Here is a 14,318-nt window from a genome sequence, read left to right as displayed (position 1 = left end):
CGCTCGACCGTGAGGTCGAGCGGCGGCGTTGTGGTGATACGGGTTGGGGAACAGCCGGTCAGAGGTGATGGCCCAGAAACGCGCGGACGAGAGGAACGACCTCGTCCAGAGCGCTCTCGAGCAGGAAGTGGCCGCCGGGCACCAAGTGGACCTCGGCGTCGGGCAGGTCGGTGGCGAAGGCGAGCGCCCCGGCGGGTCCGAAGATCGGGTCGCCCTTTCCCCAGATGGCGAGCAGCGGGACCTCCCGCTCGCGGAAGTACTGCTGCACCTTTGGGTACAACGCAAGGTTGGTGGCGTAGTCGAGGAACAGCGCCAGCTGCGCGCGGTCGTTGTCGGGCCGCGACAGCAGGTCGTGATCGTGAGTCCAGGTGGTGGGGTCGATCAGGCTCTCGTCGGTCACGCCCGCGAGGTATCGCCAGCGGGTCAGCTCCAGACTGAGTGCCTCACGAACGCCGGCCTCGGTCTGGGGGGTCTGCTCACGCCAGTAGTCGCGCACCGCGGTGAAGAACTCCGGCTGCAGTCCCTCGTCGTACGCGTTGCCGTTCTGGGTGATGATCGCCGTGACCGCGGCCGGTGTCCGCAGGATGAGCCTCCACCCGATCGGTGCGCCGTGGTCGTGGACGAACAGGCAATAGCGCTCGATGCCGAGCTGGGCGAGTAAATTTCCGGTGATGTCGGTGAGCGAGTCGAAGGAGTACGTGAACTCGTGTGCCGTCGGCGCGTCGGAGAGTCCGAAACCGAGATGGTCGGGTGCTACCAGGTGCCAGCGGTCCGCCAGCCGTGGCAGGAGGTGCCGGAACATCAGAGAGCTGGCGGGGAAGCCGTGCAGAAGCACCACGGTGGGCCGGTGTCTCGGTCCGGCTTCTCGGTAGAAGATCTGGTGGCCATCGACCATGGCGTACCGGTGATGAATCTTGACCATGCGCTGTGCCGCCTTCGCCCGGTGTGCCCGCTGCATTGGGGGTGCTCACTGGAATGTAGGAACCCCGTGTGGACGAATTCTGAAGTCGCGGCACAGCGACGCGTCTGCCCGGTGTCAGCCTTTGAGGATTGCGGCCGCAACCCGTTCAAAGAGCCACTTTTTCGTGCGGTCGACGCCCCACCCGAACCCCTCCACGGCGAGGTCGATCTGAGGAATGCGGAAGTGGAAGTAGATGATCTTTGCCGTGTCCTCGATCGAGAGCCCCTCGGCCAGGTCGCCGTCGGCGGCGATGCCTCTGACTATCGTCTCCAGCGCCTCGATGTGGCGTTGGTTGGCGATGTCGAGAAATTCCTGGGTGGCCGGAGAGCTGGCGGCGGCGCGCTCGACGATGCGCACGATGTCGCCGGCCTCCGCGCGGATGTCGAAATAGCCGTCGGCCAGGACCTCCAGCTTGGCCAGACCTGTGGGCGGGGCCAGCGAGTCGATGATGATCCGTTCCACCGTCGGACTCGTCGTCCAGATGTCCATCAACGTCCGAAGCAGACCCTCCTTGCCTCGGCACTGGGCGTAGACAGTGGCTGGGGAGACACGCGCCTCGCGTGCGATCTTCTCGACCGTGGTCTGTGTGTAGCCGTGCTCGGCAAACAACTTCCGCGCGGCTTTGACGACTTCCTGCCGAGTCATCATGGCGTACTCATCGCGACGGCTCAGTGCCTGCCCTGACAACGTCTCACTCCTCGTCCTGGCGGCGACCTGTGTCGCCGGACCATGCACGGCCGAATGCTCTCATCAAGGTCCAGGCGGCACCGGTCGCGCTCTCGGACTCGAACGCGTCACGTCCCAGATCGGCCGAGACGCGGGTCCGAATCATGTCCAGTTCGCGTGCGTCGTCGGGGTCAGGTACCTGGCCCAGGGAGACAAAGGCCTGGTCGGCGAACCCGAGCAGCCGCGCGGCCAATGTCATGTCGCCGTCCGCCGACGCGAGGGCGGCGCCGGCAAGTCCCAGGTAGGGCAGGAAGTCTCGGTAGCCGGATCGGAAGACGCGCTCGCGGCTCTCCTCGATCAGTTGACGTGCCCGCTCCACGTCGCCGAGGTGCAACTCGACGAGGGCCAGGTTGTGGTACTCGGAGTGCACGTGCTCGTCCTGGCCGAGCGCCCGGTTGAGTTCGATGCCGGCCTCGTAGAGGTCCCGCGCCCGCTCGTGGTCGCCGGACAGCCGGGCCACGGCGGCGAGCACGTGGCGCGGCCGTTCCTCCAGGCGACGCTCACCCGCATCCTGTGCCACGGCGAGGGCACGCTGCGCCAGGCCAGTGGCCCGCTCCAGGTCTCCGCCGCGCAGGGCGACCCGGGCCAGGCCGTACAGCCCCTCGATCTCACCGGCCGGATCGCCTGCCGCCCGCGAGCGCTCGACCTCCGCGTCCGCCATGCGACGCACGGCATCGGTGTCGCCCTGCCTGAACGTCGCGCGGAGGTGTTGTCCGTCCGTCACCGTGCCTCGCCTGGTGGAAAACTGGGACTGGCTAGAGTAACACTCCAGCGACTAGAGTATGAATGCATTCATGCTAGCGCGACTCCACCCCTGCGTAAAAGCGAGTGGTGGGACCGGGGCGGGGCCACCTAGGAGGTCGCACATGACATCACCGCTCGCCCTTGCCGGAAGCGCCGACGAGGCACGGGGACTTCCGCGCAACGACACCCTCCGCCTGCAGGTACTGGGGCCGTTGCGCGTATGGCGGGGCGAGAGCGAGGTCGAGGCCGGACCGCGCCAGCAGGCGTACCTGCTGGCCCTGCTCCTCGCTCGCGGAGGCCGGCCGACCGGCGTCGATGAGCTGATCGAACTGATCTGGGGCGAGAACGCGCCGGCCAGCGCCCTCAACGTGATCCACAAGTACGTCGGCTCGATACGACGCCTGCTGGAGCCCGACCTGCCCCCTCGGGAAGCGGGCGCCTACCTGCTGAAGCGGGGCAACGGCTACCTGTGCACGGCCGGAGCGGACCTTCTCGACCTCACGAGGTTCCGGCAGCAGTCCCGCGCCGCCCGGAAGGCGCGGGCGGACGAGCACGATGCCGCGGCACTGGATCATTACCTCGACGCACTCCGCCTGTGGAGCGGCCCGGCCGGCGACGGGTGGGCGCACGGACCCGCAGCCGCACCGATCTTCGCCGGCCTCAACGACGAGTACTTCCAGACCTGCATGGAGGCCGCCGATGTCGCGCTGCCGCTCGGGCAGCCGGCGCGAGTGCTGTCGGCCCTGAACCTGGCTGCCACGATGGCCCCGCTGCACGAACCCGTGCAGGCCAGTCTCGTCACTCTGCTGGGCAGCGCAGGCCGACAGGCGGAAGCCCTGGCCGTCTACGACACCGTACGCACACGCCTCGCCGACGATCTCGGGATAGACCCCGGGCAGGCCCTCAAGGCCGCCCACCAGCGGGTGCTCACCCAGACTCCCACGACCCGGGCTCCTGCCACCCGGCCTTCGGCCGCCGAGGCCCCGACCGCCGAGATCCCGGTCGCCGCACCCTCGGGCACGCCGACCCCATCACTGCCGCCGATCCCGCCGATCGCGCCGACTCCCCCGCCGGGCGAAGTCGACCGGCTGGTCGGTCGGACGGAGGAGCTCGCGGCGCTGCGACGCGCTGTCGAGCCGGCCCTGGAGAACGGCACGGCAGTGGTGCTGCTGGAGGGTGAGCCCGGAGTCGGGAAGAGCCGGCTCATGGAGGAGATCGCCGACCACGCCGAGGATCGCGGCGCCCTTGTGGTCTGGGGCCACTGCCTCGAAGGCGAGGGCAGGCCGACGATGTGGCCGTGGGTCGAGACCGTGTCCAGCCTGTTCGACGTCATGCCACCGGCACAGCGGGAGCAGTGGGCGGCTCGCGATCTCGGTCACCTCGTCGGCTCCCGCGTGGAGAGGCCGGCCGCACCGGCGATCCCGGACAGCAACGCCCGATACCGTCTGCTCGAGCAGGTCGTCGACCTGATCGCCGAGGCGTCCGGCGAGCGGCCGGTCGTGTTGATGTTCGACGATCTGCAGTGGGCGGACTCGAGTTCGCTACAGCTTCTGGAACATGTCATCTGCCGCCTCCCCGCCGGCACGGCTGTTGTCGGCGCGCTGCGCAACCCAGGTCCCTCGCCCAGCCTGGAGCTGGTCCGGACGCTGGCCGCCGCCAGTCGCGCGACCGGTCACCGGCGGCTGTCGGTCGGTCCCCTGAGCCCCGCCGAGGTGGCCGAGCTCATCCACCTCGAAACCGGTGTCCGCCTTGCCCCTGACGTGGCCAGATCAGTGCACACCCGCACGGCCGGCAACCCGTTCTTCGTCCAGGAGCTGGGTCGGCTGTGGGCCGCCGACGGCGAGGTCACCCCAGAGACCGTGTTGGGCAGCACCGTCCCGATGACGGTGCGCGACGTCGTACGCGATCGCCTCGTCGTGCTCGACACCGACATGCAGGAACTGCTGGACATCGCGGCACTGGTCGGCAGGAGCGTCGAGCTCGTGCTGCTCGCCCGGACGGCCTCCCTCGACGTGGGCTCCTGCCTCGAGCGCCTCGAACCCGTCCGCAGCCTCGGTCTGGTCGGCCCGACACCCGGCGACCCGTTCTCCTACCGCTTCACCCACGACCTGGTGCGCCAAGCCGTGTCGGAGGCGATCCCGCCCGGTCGCGCGGCAGCTCTGCACGGCTCCATCGCGGACGCCATCGAAGAGGTCGGCCTGAACGACGAGTCCGTCCCCGAGCGGCTGGCACACCACCTGTGGACCGCGGGCCCCGTGGCGGACCCGGCCCGTACCGTCGCGGCCCTGGTTCGCGCCGGCGCCCAGGCCAAGGCGAAGACGGCGTTGGGGGCAGCCGAGCGCCACCTCGGATCCGCGGTGGAGCTGACGCGCAAGGCGTCGCTTCTCGAACTGGAGCTCGGGGCTCTCTCACAGCTGATCGCGGTCGTCGGGATGCGCTCGATGTACGGCACCGCCTCCGTCAGCCTGCTGGAGCGAGCAGAGCAGATCGCGCGGCGCCTCGGGCGCGACCGCGAGGCGGCCGGGTTCCTCTTCTCCCGCTGGACCGCGCACGGCCAGGCCCTCGAGCTGCACCGCAGCAGTCCCCTCGCCCGTCGGCTCGAGGAGTTGGGCAGCACCTCCGAGGACCCGGTGGTGAGGTGTTACGGCAAGGCCGCGGTGGGAATCCACGAGTGGTGTCTGGGGAACATCGGCGCGTCCTATCAGCAGCTGAGCGCGCTGAGTCCCGACATCTTCTCCGCCGACGACGACGATGAGTACGATCCCGTGCGAAGCGGCGTGCAGCTGATGACAGCGGGGCTGTTCGCGGAGATCGCGGGCTACCACGGACAAACGGCCCAAGCGCGCGCCGTGCTCGGCACCCTGGCGAAGTCGGCAGGCGACGACCCGTACGCGGTCACCGTTGCGTCGTCCTTCGAGGTGCGGACCGCCTCGGTGATCGGTGACCCCGTCTGGGCGCTGCGCGCGGCCGAGCGCGGGATCGCCGTCGACCCGCACTTCTCCTTCGCTTCCCTCGGCACCTACCTGCGCCTGGCCCGGTGCTGGGCGCTGGCGATCACCGGGCAGGGCCCGACGGACGCCGCGGACGAAGCCGAACGGCTCATTCGCACCCACCTGGTCAGCCCCGCCCGTACCTGCGTCTCGACCTGGTACGCGTTGCTGGGCGAGATGCGCATCGCCGCAGGCTCGCTGGACCGGGCCGCGGCAGCACTCGACAGCGCCGAGGAGTATCTCGAGCGCTACGGACAGCGTTCCGCAGAGGCGCTGATCATCCTGGTTCGCGCGCACCTGGAGCACGCCAACGGCAACGACCGTGCCGCCGTACGCGTGGCCGAGCAGGCCCGCACCGTGGCCCTTCGGCAGGGGGCCCATCTCTTCGCGCAACGCGCCGCCCGCTTCCTCGCCCGACGTGGTCAGCCAGGCGCCCAGGCGCGCGGCGGTCCAGAATTCCTTCACTCCTCGTCCACCGCCCACTCCTAGGTTCTCGACCCAAGAACGGCGGGCCCCAAGCAGCGTCCCCGCCCAGTGAGCGAGGTCGACACCAATGACTACGTCCGTTGTCTTCGTCCATGGCCTGTGGATCCACTCCGTCTCCTGGCGGCCCTGGCAACAGCTCTTCGACGAGCGGGGCTACCGCACCCTCGCGCCCGACTGGCCGGGCGACGCAAGCACCGTCGCTGCAACACGTGCAGACCCGGGGCGGCTCCTGGACGTCGGCGTCGACGCCGTCACCGACTCCTACGCACAGGTCGTCGAGAACCTGCCCGAGGCCCCGATCGTGGTCGGCCACTCCTTTGGAGGCCTGATCGCGCAGAAGTTGCTGGACCGCGGTCTGGCCGCCGGCGCCGTGTGCATCTCACCCGCTCCGATCAAGGGCGTCCGGGCCGTGCCATTGAGTCTGCTGCGCTCCAGCTTTCCGGTGCTCAGGAGCCCCGCCAACAAGCAGAAGGCCGTTTCACTGACGGAACGTCAGTTCGCCTACTCGTTCGGCAACGCGATCTCGGCGGAGGAGTCCGAGGAGTTGTACCGCGATCTCACGATCCCATCCCCAGGGCGTCCCCTCTTCGAGGCTTCCACCGCGAACTTCCGAAAGAACTCGCCGACCGCGGTCGACACCCGGCGTGGCGACCGCGGGCCCTTGCTGCTGATCGCCGCCGGCAAGGACCACACCGTGCCGGCCGTCGTCGTAGAAGGAACACACCAGCTGTACGCTCGCGGCGGCGCACCCGCCGAGCTCCGCACCTACGAAGACCGCGGCCACAGCGCTCCGTTCGACCACGGCTGGCGCGAACTCGCCTATGACACGCTCACCTGGCTCGATGGTCACGGTCTGAAGCCATGACGCGGTGACGACTGACCGGCTGGACGCCAAGGGCGCAGCCAAGGGTGCGGCGACTTCCGCGAGTGGCAGGTCTCGCTGCTCACCGTATGGGGAAGGGGCGAGCCGATCCTCGGACCCGCCGGGGCCCGCGCCTACGCCACAGACCTGCCGGTCGCCCAGGTCCACATGCTGCCCGGCGGCCACTACCCGCTGGACATCGCCCTCGACGAGACCGTGCCTTTCGTCCGGGCATTGCTGAGCAGCCACCTCTGACAGTCCCTGCCCCGTCGACGCGGTTCACAGATCGGTCACTGGCCGTCCACCGCTCCTCCTTAGCGTAGTGAGCGGTCGCAGGGGCTCCCCACGAGGAGCAACCGACATCTCATGTACGCGCCGGACAGCGCGTTCCCAATACCGCCAACGGCGGTTCACCAGAGGAGAAGTCATGTCCAACACGCCTACCGTGGTCCTGGTTCACGGAGCTTTCGCCGATGCTTCCAGCTACGCCCCCGTCGTCACGGAACTGCTCGCCGACGGCACCCGCGTGCTCGTCCCTCCCGTACCCAACCGCGGTCTCGCCGACGACGCGGCGTACGTCGCCTCCGTCGTCCGGCAGATCGAGGGACCCGTCCTTCTCGTAGGGCACTCCTACGGCGGCGCGGTGATCACCGTCGCCGGCCGTGAGGACAACGTCGTGGGACTGGTGTACCTGGCCGCCTATGTCCTTGACGAGGGTGAGAGCCTCGGGGAACTGCAGGGCCGTTTCCCCGACTCACCTCTGGCCGGGGCCCTGGTCTTCAAGCCTTTCCCCGTCGAGGGCTCCGACGAGCCCGGCACCGATGTCTCGGTGGACATCTCCGCTTTCCCGGAGATCTTCGCCGCCGACGTGGAGGATGCCCTCACCCGTGTCCTGGCCGTCTCCCAACGACCGCTCGCCGCTGTCGCCTTCGGCGAGCCGGCCGGCACGGCGGCCTGGAAGGACCGGCCTTCCTGGGGGATCGTCGCGTCCTCCGACAAGGCCATCAACCCTGACGTCCAGCGGTTCGGCTACGAGCGGGCCCAGGCCAAGGTCACTGAGGTCGACTCCTCGCACCTGGTGATGCACGCCCACCCGGCAGAGGTCGTCAGCGTGATCCGCGACGCACTCGCCGCCGTGACCGTGTAACCACGCAGGCATCCGGCCAAGCGGTTCAGCATCGGGAAGTACGGGTGGGGCGCGCGGGTCGTTCCCGGCGCCGGCGGCGACATCTGATCCTTCGCCCAGCCTGAAGGTGGTGGTGACCCCGCGGTCGAATTCGCCGCCGTTCTTCGCCGGCCGGAACTCCCTATGACTTGCACGTCGACCAGATGTCGAGGCGACGTGGCAGTCGTGGCTGTCCGGACTCACACCGTCGAAGCGAGCCGCAGCGGAGTCGCTTCCTCCAAAGGCCCTGGAGGGACGGCCGGCGGGTCCTCGGCGCAGGGCCCCGGGCCCGATACTCCCGAAAGGATGGCGTGAGGCGATGCAGTCAACCCAGGCCGGCGAGCACTCCGTCGCTTGTTCGGCAAGTGCCACCAAGACTTCCTGATGGACTGTCGCCTCACCTGGGAATCAGCCCCAACCCGGCGAAAGATCTGATAGTTCACCAACGATAGATTTCACAATGAAAGCGAATGAGAGGCCACCCCCGGCCACTGACACGGAAATTCCATGCTGCCGGCTTATCGGCCTGATTCGCCGAGCGGGCCACGAGAGAAGCTCCCTGTTGTAGCATCAACCCCAATATCACCCGGGCCCACAATGGGTCGAAATTAAGGAGTTCCATGCGATCACGCGCACTTTCTCTCACCCTTGGCATGGTCGTGATGATTGGCGGTGCAATTTTTGGGGTGACACCGGCCCAGGCCCAGACATCGGACTGCCGGGCAGGGCACTTCTGCATGTGGAATGACGAAAGAAGGAGCGGTGCGCTGGACAGCATGTACGCGATAGCCTGGCAGCGCGGCAGAATATCGCAGCAATACGTTGACAGGGTGTCGTCGGTTTTTAACAATTCTCCTCGGCATGTGCGAATATATCAGGACTACGATCAGGGTGGAAAATTCATCCAGCTCGCCCCGGGTGATTTCTTGCCCGACCTGAGGGGCGTAGTGATCTACAACCCAGATGGCTCTTTCTTTGATGTGAACACCTTCAACGATCGCGCGTCTTCGTACTACGTGATTTAAATCCCGTGGCTGCGTAGGTTGCAAGCGAGAGCACTTGTCGGTGGGTTCCAGCAGCACCCGTTGGCCGGGAGGCCGAGGAATGTCGGTGAGAAGTACAACTCACTTATAAAGCCAATGGCGTCCAAGCGAGTCGCGGGCCGGTACACACAGACCCGGCGCCTCATGGAAGCCGAGATGTGGGCGCCGCGGTGTAGGTGCCGACCCCATGTGGGCTTGAGCTTCCCGCCGAACAGCTCCCGGCCGCTCGCGTCGCCCTCCGCCATCGCCTCCGCTGCCCGATTGCGCCGCGTCCGACCGGGGCGGATCATCCGGCCACCGTTGCGAGGGCGCCGTCGCGTGGAACGGCCGGCGTGAAGCCGGCCCGCAGCGCGAGACGAGGCAGCGGGTCGCCGAGCACGCGCAGCATCGTGCGATCGCCCGTGAAGGCGGCGCGGGCGTGCAGCCACCGGTGGTTGTCGATCACGTAACCGCACCCCGGTGACGTCTCCACCGTCACCGTGTTCTCCTCGATCACCTCCCGCAGCAGGGCCAGGTGCAGGTGGGCCGCGGGCGAGAATCGCGCGAGCTCGTCCTGGCGCAGCCGTATAGCCCAATGTCCCGGATTCACCCGTGCGAACACCGACCCCAGGTGCCCGTCGCCGCGTCCGAAGAACGCCGACCGGGGCGCCGCCAGCGCGTGCGCGGCGTCCGGCGACCGATGGGCCAGGTCCGCCAGGACGGCCCGCCCGTCCACGAGCCGGCACTCGCCGCCCGAGGTTGCGGGCGTCACGCAGACCAGGAGCATGAGGCGTGGTGGGTAGGGCAGTTGGGAGCGTTCGGTGTGGTGCAGGAGTTCTCCGGCGCCCAACCCCGCGTATCCCGGCGTGTGGGCCTGGGCGCCGATGTCGTGGATCACGGTCGCGCCGTCCGGGTCGGCGTCGGGGTGGGGGCGCGTCGCCATCAACTTCTCGGCGAGCCGTAACACCGCTCTACGGGAATCCGCGCCCAGCACGAGCGCCATGCCGTGCTCGCGCACCTCCCGTCCCACGCCCGCGACACCCTGCGGGTCACGCACGTCCAGCACGTCGGGCAGCGTTGACACCTTGGGCATCCGTGTCTCCTTCGACAGCCGTCACTCGGTCCGGGAACGACACCCTGGCCCCACGCCCGGCTGGCCGTAAAGTGACAGATTGTCAACACGGCGTGATCGGCGAAGCCCTCCCGGACCGGTCCGGACCGGTGCTAGGTTCCGAAGGTCCCATGCCCGAACGACTGCCTGCGAAGGACCCCATGGACACCTCCACACCCCATGCCTGGCCCGTCTCGGTCAAGGGCGTGGTCGTCGACCACGAAGGCCGGGTCCTGCTCCTGCGCAACGAACGCCAGGAATGGGAACTCCCGGGCGGACGCCTGGAACTGGGCGAGGAACCGGCTGAGTGCGTGGTCCGCGAGATCGCGGAGGAGACCACCTGGAAAGCCAGGACGGGGCCGCTGCTCGACACGTGGGTCTACCAACCCATCCCCGACCGGCACGTCCTGATCGTCACCTACGGCGTCCACCCCCTCGACACCAGCACGGCCCCGGTCCTCAGCCACGAGCACAAGGAGGTCGGCCTCTTCACCCGCGCCGAGATCCCCGACCTGTTCATGCCCGACGGATACAAGCGATCCATCCAGACGTGGTTCGACCACCCCCGGCGGGCCTGACCCGGGCATGCGCGGAGCAGTCGACCCGGCGACGATGTGGCGGTGGGCCACGCCCGCCGGACAAGCAGTCCTCGCCAGCCGCGACCTCGCCCGGATCCTGCGCCACCACCGCACGGTCAACGCCCTGTCCCAAACGGCGCTGGGCGAAGTCCTCGGCTACGACAAGACGTTCATCTCCGCTGTGGAAAACCACCGCCGGGTCATTCCCGACGTCGAGTCCCGGCGGCGCGTCGCGGCCCGCCTCGGCATCCCGCCCCACGTGCTGGGCGTCACCGACGCCGCCGACACGGACTTCGCCGCGATGCTCCAGTTCGGGGACTCCACCCTCCGCCTCGCCGAGATCGCCCGCCAAAGCGGCCAAGCCACCACGGCAGTCAACGAACTCTGGCCACTGGTCGCCCGCCTTGAGGCCCGCGTCGCCGACGGACACACCGAACGCGACGTCCTCGCCCTCCTCGGCCGCGCCCGCACCAGCCTCGGGGTCGCCCTCGGACACATCCTCCCCGAGGAACGCATGGCCACCGCAGCCCACTGGACCGGCAAGGGACTCGCCGTCACCCGACGCCTCGACGACCGCCCCGCACTGGTGCACGCCCTGCGCATGCACGGCAACGAACTCCGCAAGACCGGGCTGCATTGGGCCGCCCTGGACAGGCTGACACACGCTGCTAACCTCGCCACCACCGATGCCGAACGCGCTGCGGTCCAACCACTGCTCGCCCGCGCCGCAGGCGCCGCAGGCCGCTCCGGGCTTTTCGACCACACCTGCGCCATCAACCGGCGACTCCTCGACCGCGCGGAACACGACGCGCTGTTCAACCCGCTCGCCCACCACGAAATCCACCTTCGCGGACTCATGACAACCGGCCGCATCACCCAAGCCGCCGGCCTCGCCGCGAACGCGCCCGACCCCACATGGCACGTCACCCCACAGTGGCGCGTGATCGAACACGTGACCACCGGGCGGGTCCTCCTCGCCGCAGGTGACACCACCGGCGCCCGAGACCGCCTCCTCGCTGCTGTCACTCTCGCCACCACGCTACGCCTGCCGCACCAGCTCCAACGGATCATCCGAGCCTCCACAGGCCAAGCCCATGTGCGCGACCAGGCACTGACGTCTCTCGCTGAGCTGCGTTCCGCGATGGCGGCGTAGGTCTCACAAGGCTCCCCGACGGGCGTCGCGGTGTGATTCGGGGTGGTGGTCTTCGGTGGGTGGGTTGTCCGTCCCGGTGGTTCGGTCATCGGGCGGAGGCGAAACGGTCGCTGGGCTGGGTGGTGGGCGCTCGCTCACGGCGGGGGACCCTTCTGCGCGGAGGGGGCTCGTGCTCGGTGTCAGGTCCAGCCGATTTCTGTATAGAGGCAGCCCGCTTGGATGGCTTGGATCGCGGCGCGTGTGTAGGGGACGGTCGGGTCCGGCAGGTCGTGGGGGTGCCACCACCCCCAGCCGAGGCACTTGTCGGGTTCGAGGACTTCGGGAGTGCCCGTCCACCGCCGGGCCCGGAAGATCATCTGCATGCGCGGTCGCGTTCCCGGCGGATCCACGAGGTGGACTACGTGTGCGAACTCGACGTCGTCGGGGCGGATCACCAGTCCGGCTTCCTCCCGGGCTTCGCGCACGAGGCAGGCGACGGCGGACTCCTGCTCGCAGTGCCCGGCCAGGAAGTGGTGGGTCGAGGGAGCGTAGAGGGAATCGGGGTGCCGCAGCCCCAGCAGGACCCGGCCCTGGGAGTCCTCCAGATAGAGGTGGGCGCCGAGGACGTTAAGGACGCCCCGCAAATCGGACCCGATGCGCCGGTTCGGTGCCGTGACGCGTTCCTCGCCGCTCATCGAGACACCCCCAGCGACCGGCAGTCCCCGGCTTCGACCTGTGGTCTCGTGACTGCGCCGTCTGTGCAGGCCGGATCGAGAAGAGCGGTGTACGGACGACGGAGGATCGATCTGGGTCTCATTACGCGGAGTGTAGAGACCCCTACTGACAGACACCGGTGTGCGTAGGCAAGACGGGGCTGCCTCTCTCGCCGCCGCTGCGGGCCGCAGGCCGCGCGAACGATCGCCCATTGGGCAGGTCACAGTTGCCGGCGGAGTGCGCTTTCGGCCATGTCCACGGCCGCGGTCAGGGCGTGCGAGTGGGTCGTGGAGAGACTTCCGGCGCCGAGCCCCGATGTGGTCAGCACGGCATGGAGTGTCCGTGCCTGCCCACTGGTCAGATGGGAGCGCATCGGCTGGTGGTTCAGGACGTCGCGGGCGGCGTATGCATCGAGGGCGCCCACGTCGACGAGAGCGTCCCGCACGAGAGCGGCGTCGGGACTCGCGGGGTCGCGGCTCAGGTCGAGCGCGGTGAGCACTGGGCCGCCTCCGCGTCGGTTTCGACCGTGGGCAGGCCGAGATGCATCGGGCCCGTCTGCGGGAACAGGTGCCAGAACCGGCCCGTCATCGACCCGGCCGCGCGCGAGACGGTGGCCACCCGAAGCCGGAAGTCTGCACGGTCCAGGGCCCGCGTCGAGGCGGCCTGGACCTGCACACACAGTTCGAGGTGCGGCGGGCAGCACGTGGGCTTGCCCGCCGCGGCCTCCAAACGCTCGATCTCCACGCCGGAGAGCACCAGCGATCTGGTGCCCTCGACGGCCGCGGTGCCGGCCAGTTCCAAAAGCAGCCGATCGCGGCGGGTCATCGGGCGGGGGGCTCGAAGACGTGGTCGAATCCCTCGGGGAAGCCCAAGCCCCTGTCAGGGTCCGTCACCAGGTCCAGCGGCACCTCGACGCCCTCCCCGAACCGGTCGGCGAACCGCTCGGCGTAGCGGCGCCATGCCCCGATCCCCGTCGGGTGCGTGGCGAGCCTGGTCAGAACGGTCGCGGCGGTCTCCGCTTCCGTCTCCACCACCGCCGGCAGCCGAATCGAGGCGTCCAGTCGCAAGTCCGGTGCCGTCGTGCTGGTGTGGATGTTCCGGAGCAGGTCCGGCGGCAAGGCCTCGGTGGGTTCGACGACGGTGGCGGGTGCGCGCAGCGACGACCGCAGCAGACGCACCCGCAGAAGCTGTCCCAGCAGCCCGATCCGGTGGCGTTCGTCCGCGTCCGGGAATTCGGCGGCGAGCTTGTCCGCCAAGGCCGAGTACCGGATCGGTGACCGGGCCGCGTCGAGCACCAGTGCGACCGCAGGCGTCAGCGCGAGTGAGAACTCCGAAGCGCCCTCGGACGGGACGTGGACGCGGCCGTTCCGCAGACTGGCCAGGTTGTTGGCGCACACGTCGACGTCCGCCATCCTTGCGCCGTCCGTCTCCCACTCCCCGATCGCCGCGTCCAGCGCCACGGGGTCCGGCCGGGCGACAACCCGGTGCCGGTCGCCGAAGCGTGCCTGCGCCACGTCGCCGAACTCGATCGGGGCCAAGCCGGCGAACAGCCCGAAGGGCGTGGAGCGGTGTGTGTACCTGATCGCGTACCGGGCGGTCGCCAGGGCCGCCCGGCGTACCCGACGTACCTTCGCCGGTCGCCCGTCAAGGATGGCCCCGACGTGGCGCTCCAGATCGGGGCTTGCCTCGGACACGGCCTGCCGGAAGGTGTCGTCGGCCCACACCGCGCCCAGCCACGAACGCCAGTCTTCGAGCGAAGCTGCGGGCCCCGGCCAGGGCGGCATGTCCGGCCCGGTAAGGTTCACCGCCGCGCGCAGCATCCCTGCG

At 69.1% G+C, this 14,318-nt stretch carries 12 protein-coding genes and 1 pseudogene; 6 read left to right on the top strand and 7 right to left on the bottom strand.

Annotation, left to right across the window (positions count from 1 at the left end; translation table 11 throughout):
- Positions 1-58: 58 nt before the first annotated feature.
- The 3 genes from ABZS54_RS19835 to ABZS54_RS19825 form a co-directional block, all read right to left on the bottom strand.
- A complete protein-coding gene (locus ABZS54_RS19835) occupies positions 59-922 on the bottom strand; it encodes an alpha/beta hydrolase (RefSeq protein ID WP_355537310.1) in 864 nt (287 codons plus the stop codon).
- Between the two features lie 114 nt (positions 923-1,036).
- On the bottom strand, positions 1,037-1,648 hold the full coding sequence (locus tag ABZS54_RS19830; protein WP_355537307.1) for a TetR/AcrR family transcriptional regulator: 612 nt from the start codon (positions 1,646-1,648) through the stop codon (positions 1,037-1,039).
- Between the two features lie 4 nt (positions 1,649-1,652).
- Positions 1,653-2,411, bottom strand: a complete 759-nt coding sequence (locus tag ABZS54_RS19825; RefSeq protein WP_355537304.1) for a tetratricopeptide repeat protein — start codon at positions 2,409-2,411, stop codon at positions 1,653-1,655.
- Positions 2,412-2,553: 142 nt separating this feature from the next.
- Between ABZS54_RS19825 and ABZS54_RS19820 the strand changes: the two genes are divergently transcribed.
- The 4 genes from ABZS54_RS19820 to ABZS54_RS19805 all read left to right on the top strand — a co-directional run bounded on the left by ABZS54_RS19820 (position 2,554) and on the right by ABZS54_RS19805 (position 8,959).
- Entirely contained in the window at positions 2,554-5,910 is a 3,357-nt protein-coding gene (locus ABZS54_RS19820) for an AAA family ATPase (RefSeq protein ID WP_355537301.1), read from the top strand.
- 64 nt (positions 5,911-5,974) lie between these two features.
- The gene (locus ABZS54_RS19815) at positions 5,975-6,772 is read left to right on the top strand and encodes an alpha/beta fold hydrolase (protein ID WP_355537298.1); all 798 of its coding nucleotides are present in this window, start codon (positions 5,975-5,977) and stop codon (positions 6,770-6,772) included.
- A gap of 424 nt (positions 6,773-7,196) precedes the next feature.
- Positions 7,197-7,916 carry an alpha/beta hydrolase gene (locus ABZS54_RS19810; RefSeq protein ID WP_355537295.1) on the top strand — a complete coding sequence of 240 codons (720 nt, stop codon included), beginning with the start codon at positions 7,197-7,199 and terminating at the stop codon, positions 7,914-7,916.
- A 638-nt stretch (positions 7,917-8,554) separates the two neighbouring features.
- Complete coding sequence (locus tag ABZS54_RS19805) at positions 8,555-8,959, top strand: peptidase inhibitor family I36 protein (protein ID WP_355537292.1); 405 nt, start codon at positions 8,555-8,557, stop codon at positions 8,957-8,959.
- A 304-nt stretch (positions 8,960-9,263) separates the two neighbouring features.
- Here the strand turns inward: ABZS54_RS19805 and ABZS54_RS19800 are convergent, their stop codons facing one another.
- Positions 9,264-10,049 (bottom strand): TauD/TfdA family dioxygenase, encoded by a 786-nt coding sequence (locus ABZS54_RS19800; RefSeq protein ID WP_355537289.1) that lies wholly within the window; start codon positions 10,047-10,049, stop codon positions 9,264-9,266.
- Positions 10,050-10,228: 179 nt separating this feature from the next.
- Here ABZS54_RS19800 and ABZS54_RS19795 point away from each other — a divergent pair, with 179 nt between their 5' ends.
- Positions 10,229-10,645: an NUDIX hydrolase gene (locus ABZS54_RS19795; protein WP_355537286.1), complete on the top strand. Its 417-nt coding sequence runs from the start codon at positions 10,229-10,231 to the stop codon at positions 10,643-10,645.
- Positions 10,646-10,652: 7 nt separating this feature from the next.
- Positions 10,653-11,798, top strand: a complete 1,146-nt coding sequence (locus tag ABZS54_RS19790; protein ID WP_355537283.1) for a helix-turn-helix transcriptional regulator — start codon at positions 10,653-10,655, stop codon at positions 11,796-11,798.
- 179 nt (positions 11,799-11,977) lie between these two features.
- Here the strand turns inward: ABZS54_RS19790 and ABZS54_RS19785 are convergent, their stop codons facing one another.
- The 3 genes and pseudogenes from ABZS54_RS19785 to ABZS54_RS19775 all read right to left on the bottom strand — a co-directional run bounded on the left by ABZS54_RS19785 (position 11,978) and on the right by ABZS54_RS19775 (position 14,275).
- Complete coding sequence (locus tag ABZS54_RS19785; protein ID WP_355537280.1) at positions 11,978-12,472, bottom strand: NUDIX domain-containing protein; 495 nt, start codon at positions 12,470-12,472, stop codon at positions 11,978-11,980.
- A gap of 239 nt (positions 12,473-12,711) precedes the next feature.
- The gene (locus ABZS54_RS19780; protein ID WP_355537277.1) at positions 12,712-12,990 is read right to left on the bottom strand and encodes a hypothetical protein; all 279 of its coding nucleotides are present in this window, start codon (positions 12,988-12,990) and stop codon (positions 12,712-12,714) included.
- Positions 12,969-14,275 (bottom strand): annotated as a pseudogene (locus ABZS54_RS19775) (lantibiotic dehydratase family protein). Before ABZS54_RS19775 ends, ABZS54_RS19780 begins: the two are co-directional and overlap by 22 nt.
- Positions 14,276-14,318: the final 43 nt, after the last annotated feature.

The organism is Embleya sp. NPDC005575, from assembly GCF_040605455.1.
GTDB lineage: Bacteria > Actinomycetota > Actinomycetes > Streptomycetales > Streptomycetaceae > Embleya.
This window is presented reverse-complemented; position numbering and strand designations above follow the sequence as displayed.

Excerpts from the sequence above, each read along its gene's own strand:
- ABZS54_RS19835 (WP_355537310.1), bottom strand. The coding sequence starts at position 922 with ATGGTCAAGATTCATCACCGGTACGCCATGGTCGATGGCCACCAGATC.
- ABZS54_RS19820 (WP_355537301.1), top strand. The coding sequence starts at position 2,554 with ATGACATCACCGCTCGCCCTTGCCGGAAGCGCCGACGAGGCACGGGGA.
- ABZS54_RS19815 (WP_355537298.1), top strand. The coding sequence starts at position 5,975 with ATGACTACGTCCGTTGTCTTCGTCCATGGCCTGTGGATCCACTCCGTC.
- ABZS54_RS19810 (WP_355537295.1), top strand. The coding sequence starts at position 7,197 with ATGTCCAACACGCCTACCGTGGTCCTGGTTCACGGAGCTTTCGCCGAT.
- ABZS54_RS19805 (WP_355537292.1), top strand. The coding sequence starts at position 8,555 with ATGCGATCACGCGCACTTTCTCTCACCCTTGGCATGGTCGTGATGATT.
- ABZS54_RS19800 (WP_355537289.1), bottom strand. The coding sequence starts at position 10,049 with ATGCCCAAGGTGTCAACGCTGCCCGACGTGCTGGACGTGCGTGACCCG.
- ABZS54_RS19795 (WP_355537286.1), top strand. The coding sequence starts at position 10,229 with ATGGACACCTCCACACCCCATGCCTGGCCCGTCTCGGTCAAGGGCGTG.
- ABZS54_RS19790 (WP_355537283.1), top strand. The coding sequence starts at position 10,653 with ATGCGCGGAGCAGTCGACCCGGCGACGATGTGGCGGTGGGCCACGCCC.
- ABZS54_RS19785 (WP_355537280.1), bottom strand. The coding sequence starts at position 12,472 with ATGAGCGGCGAGGAACGCGTCACGGCACCGAACCGGCGCATCGGGTCC.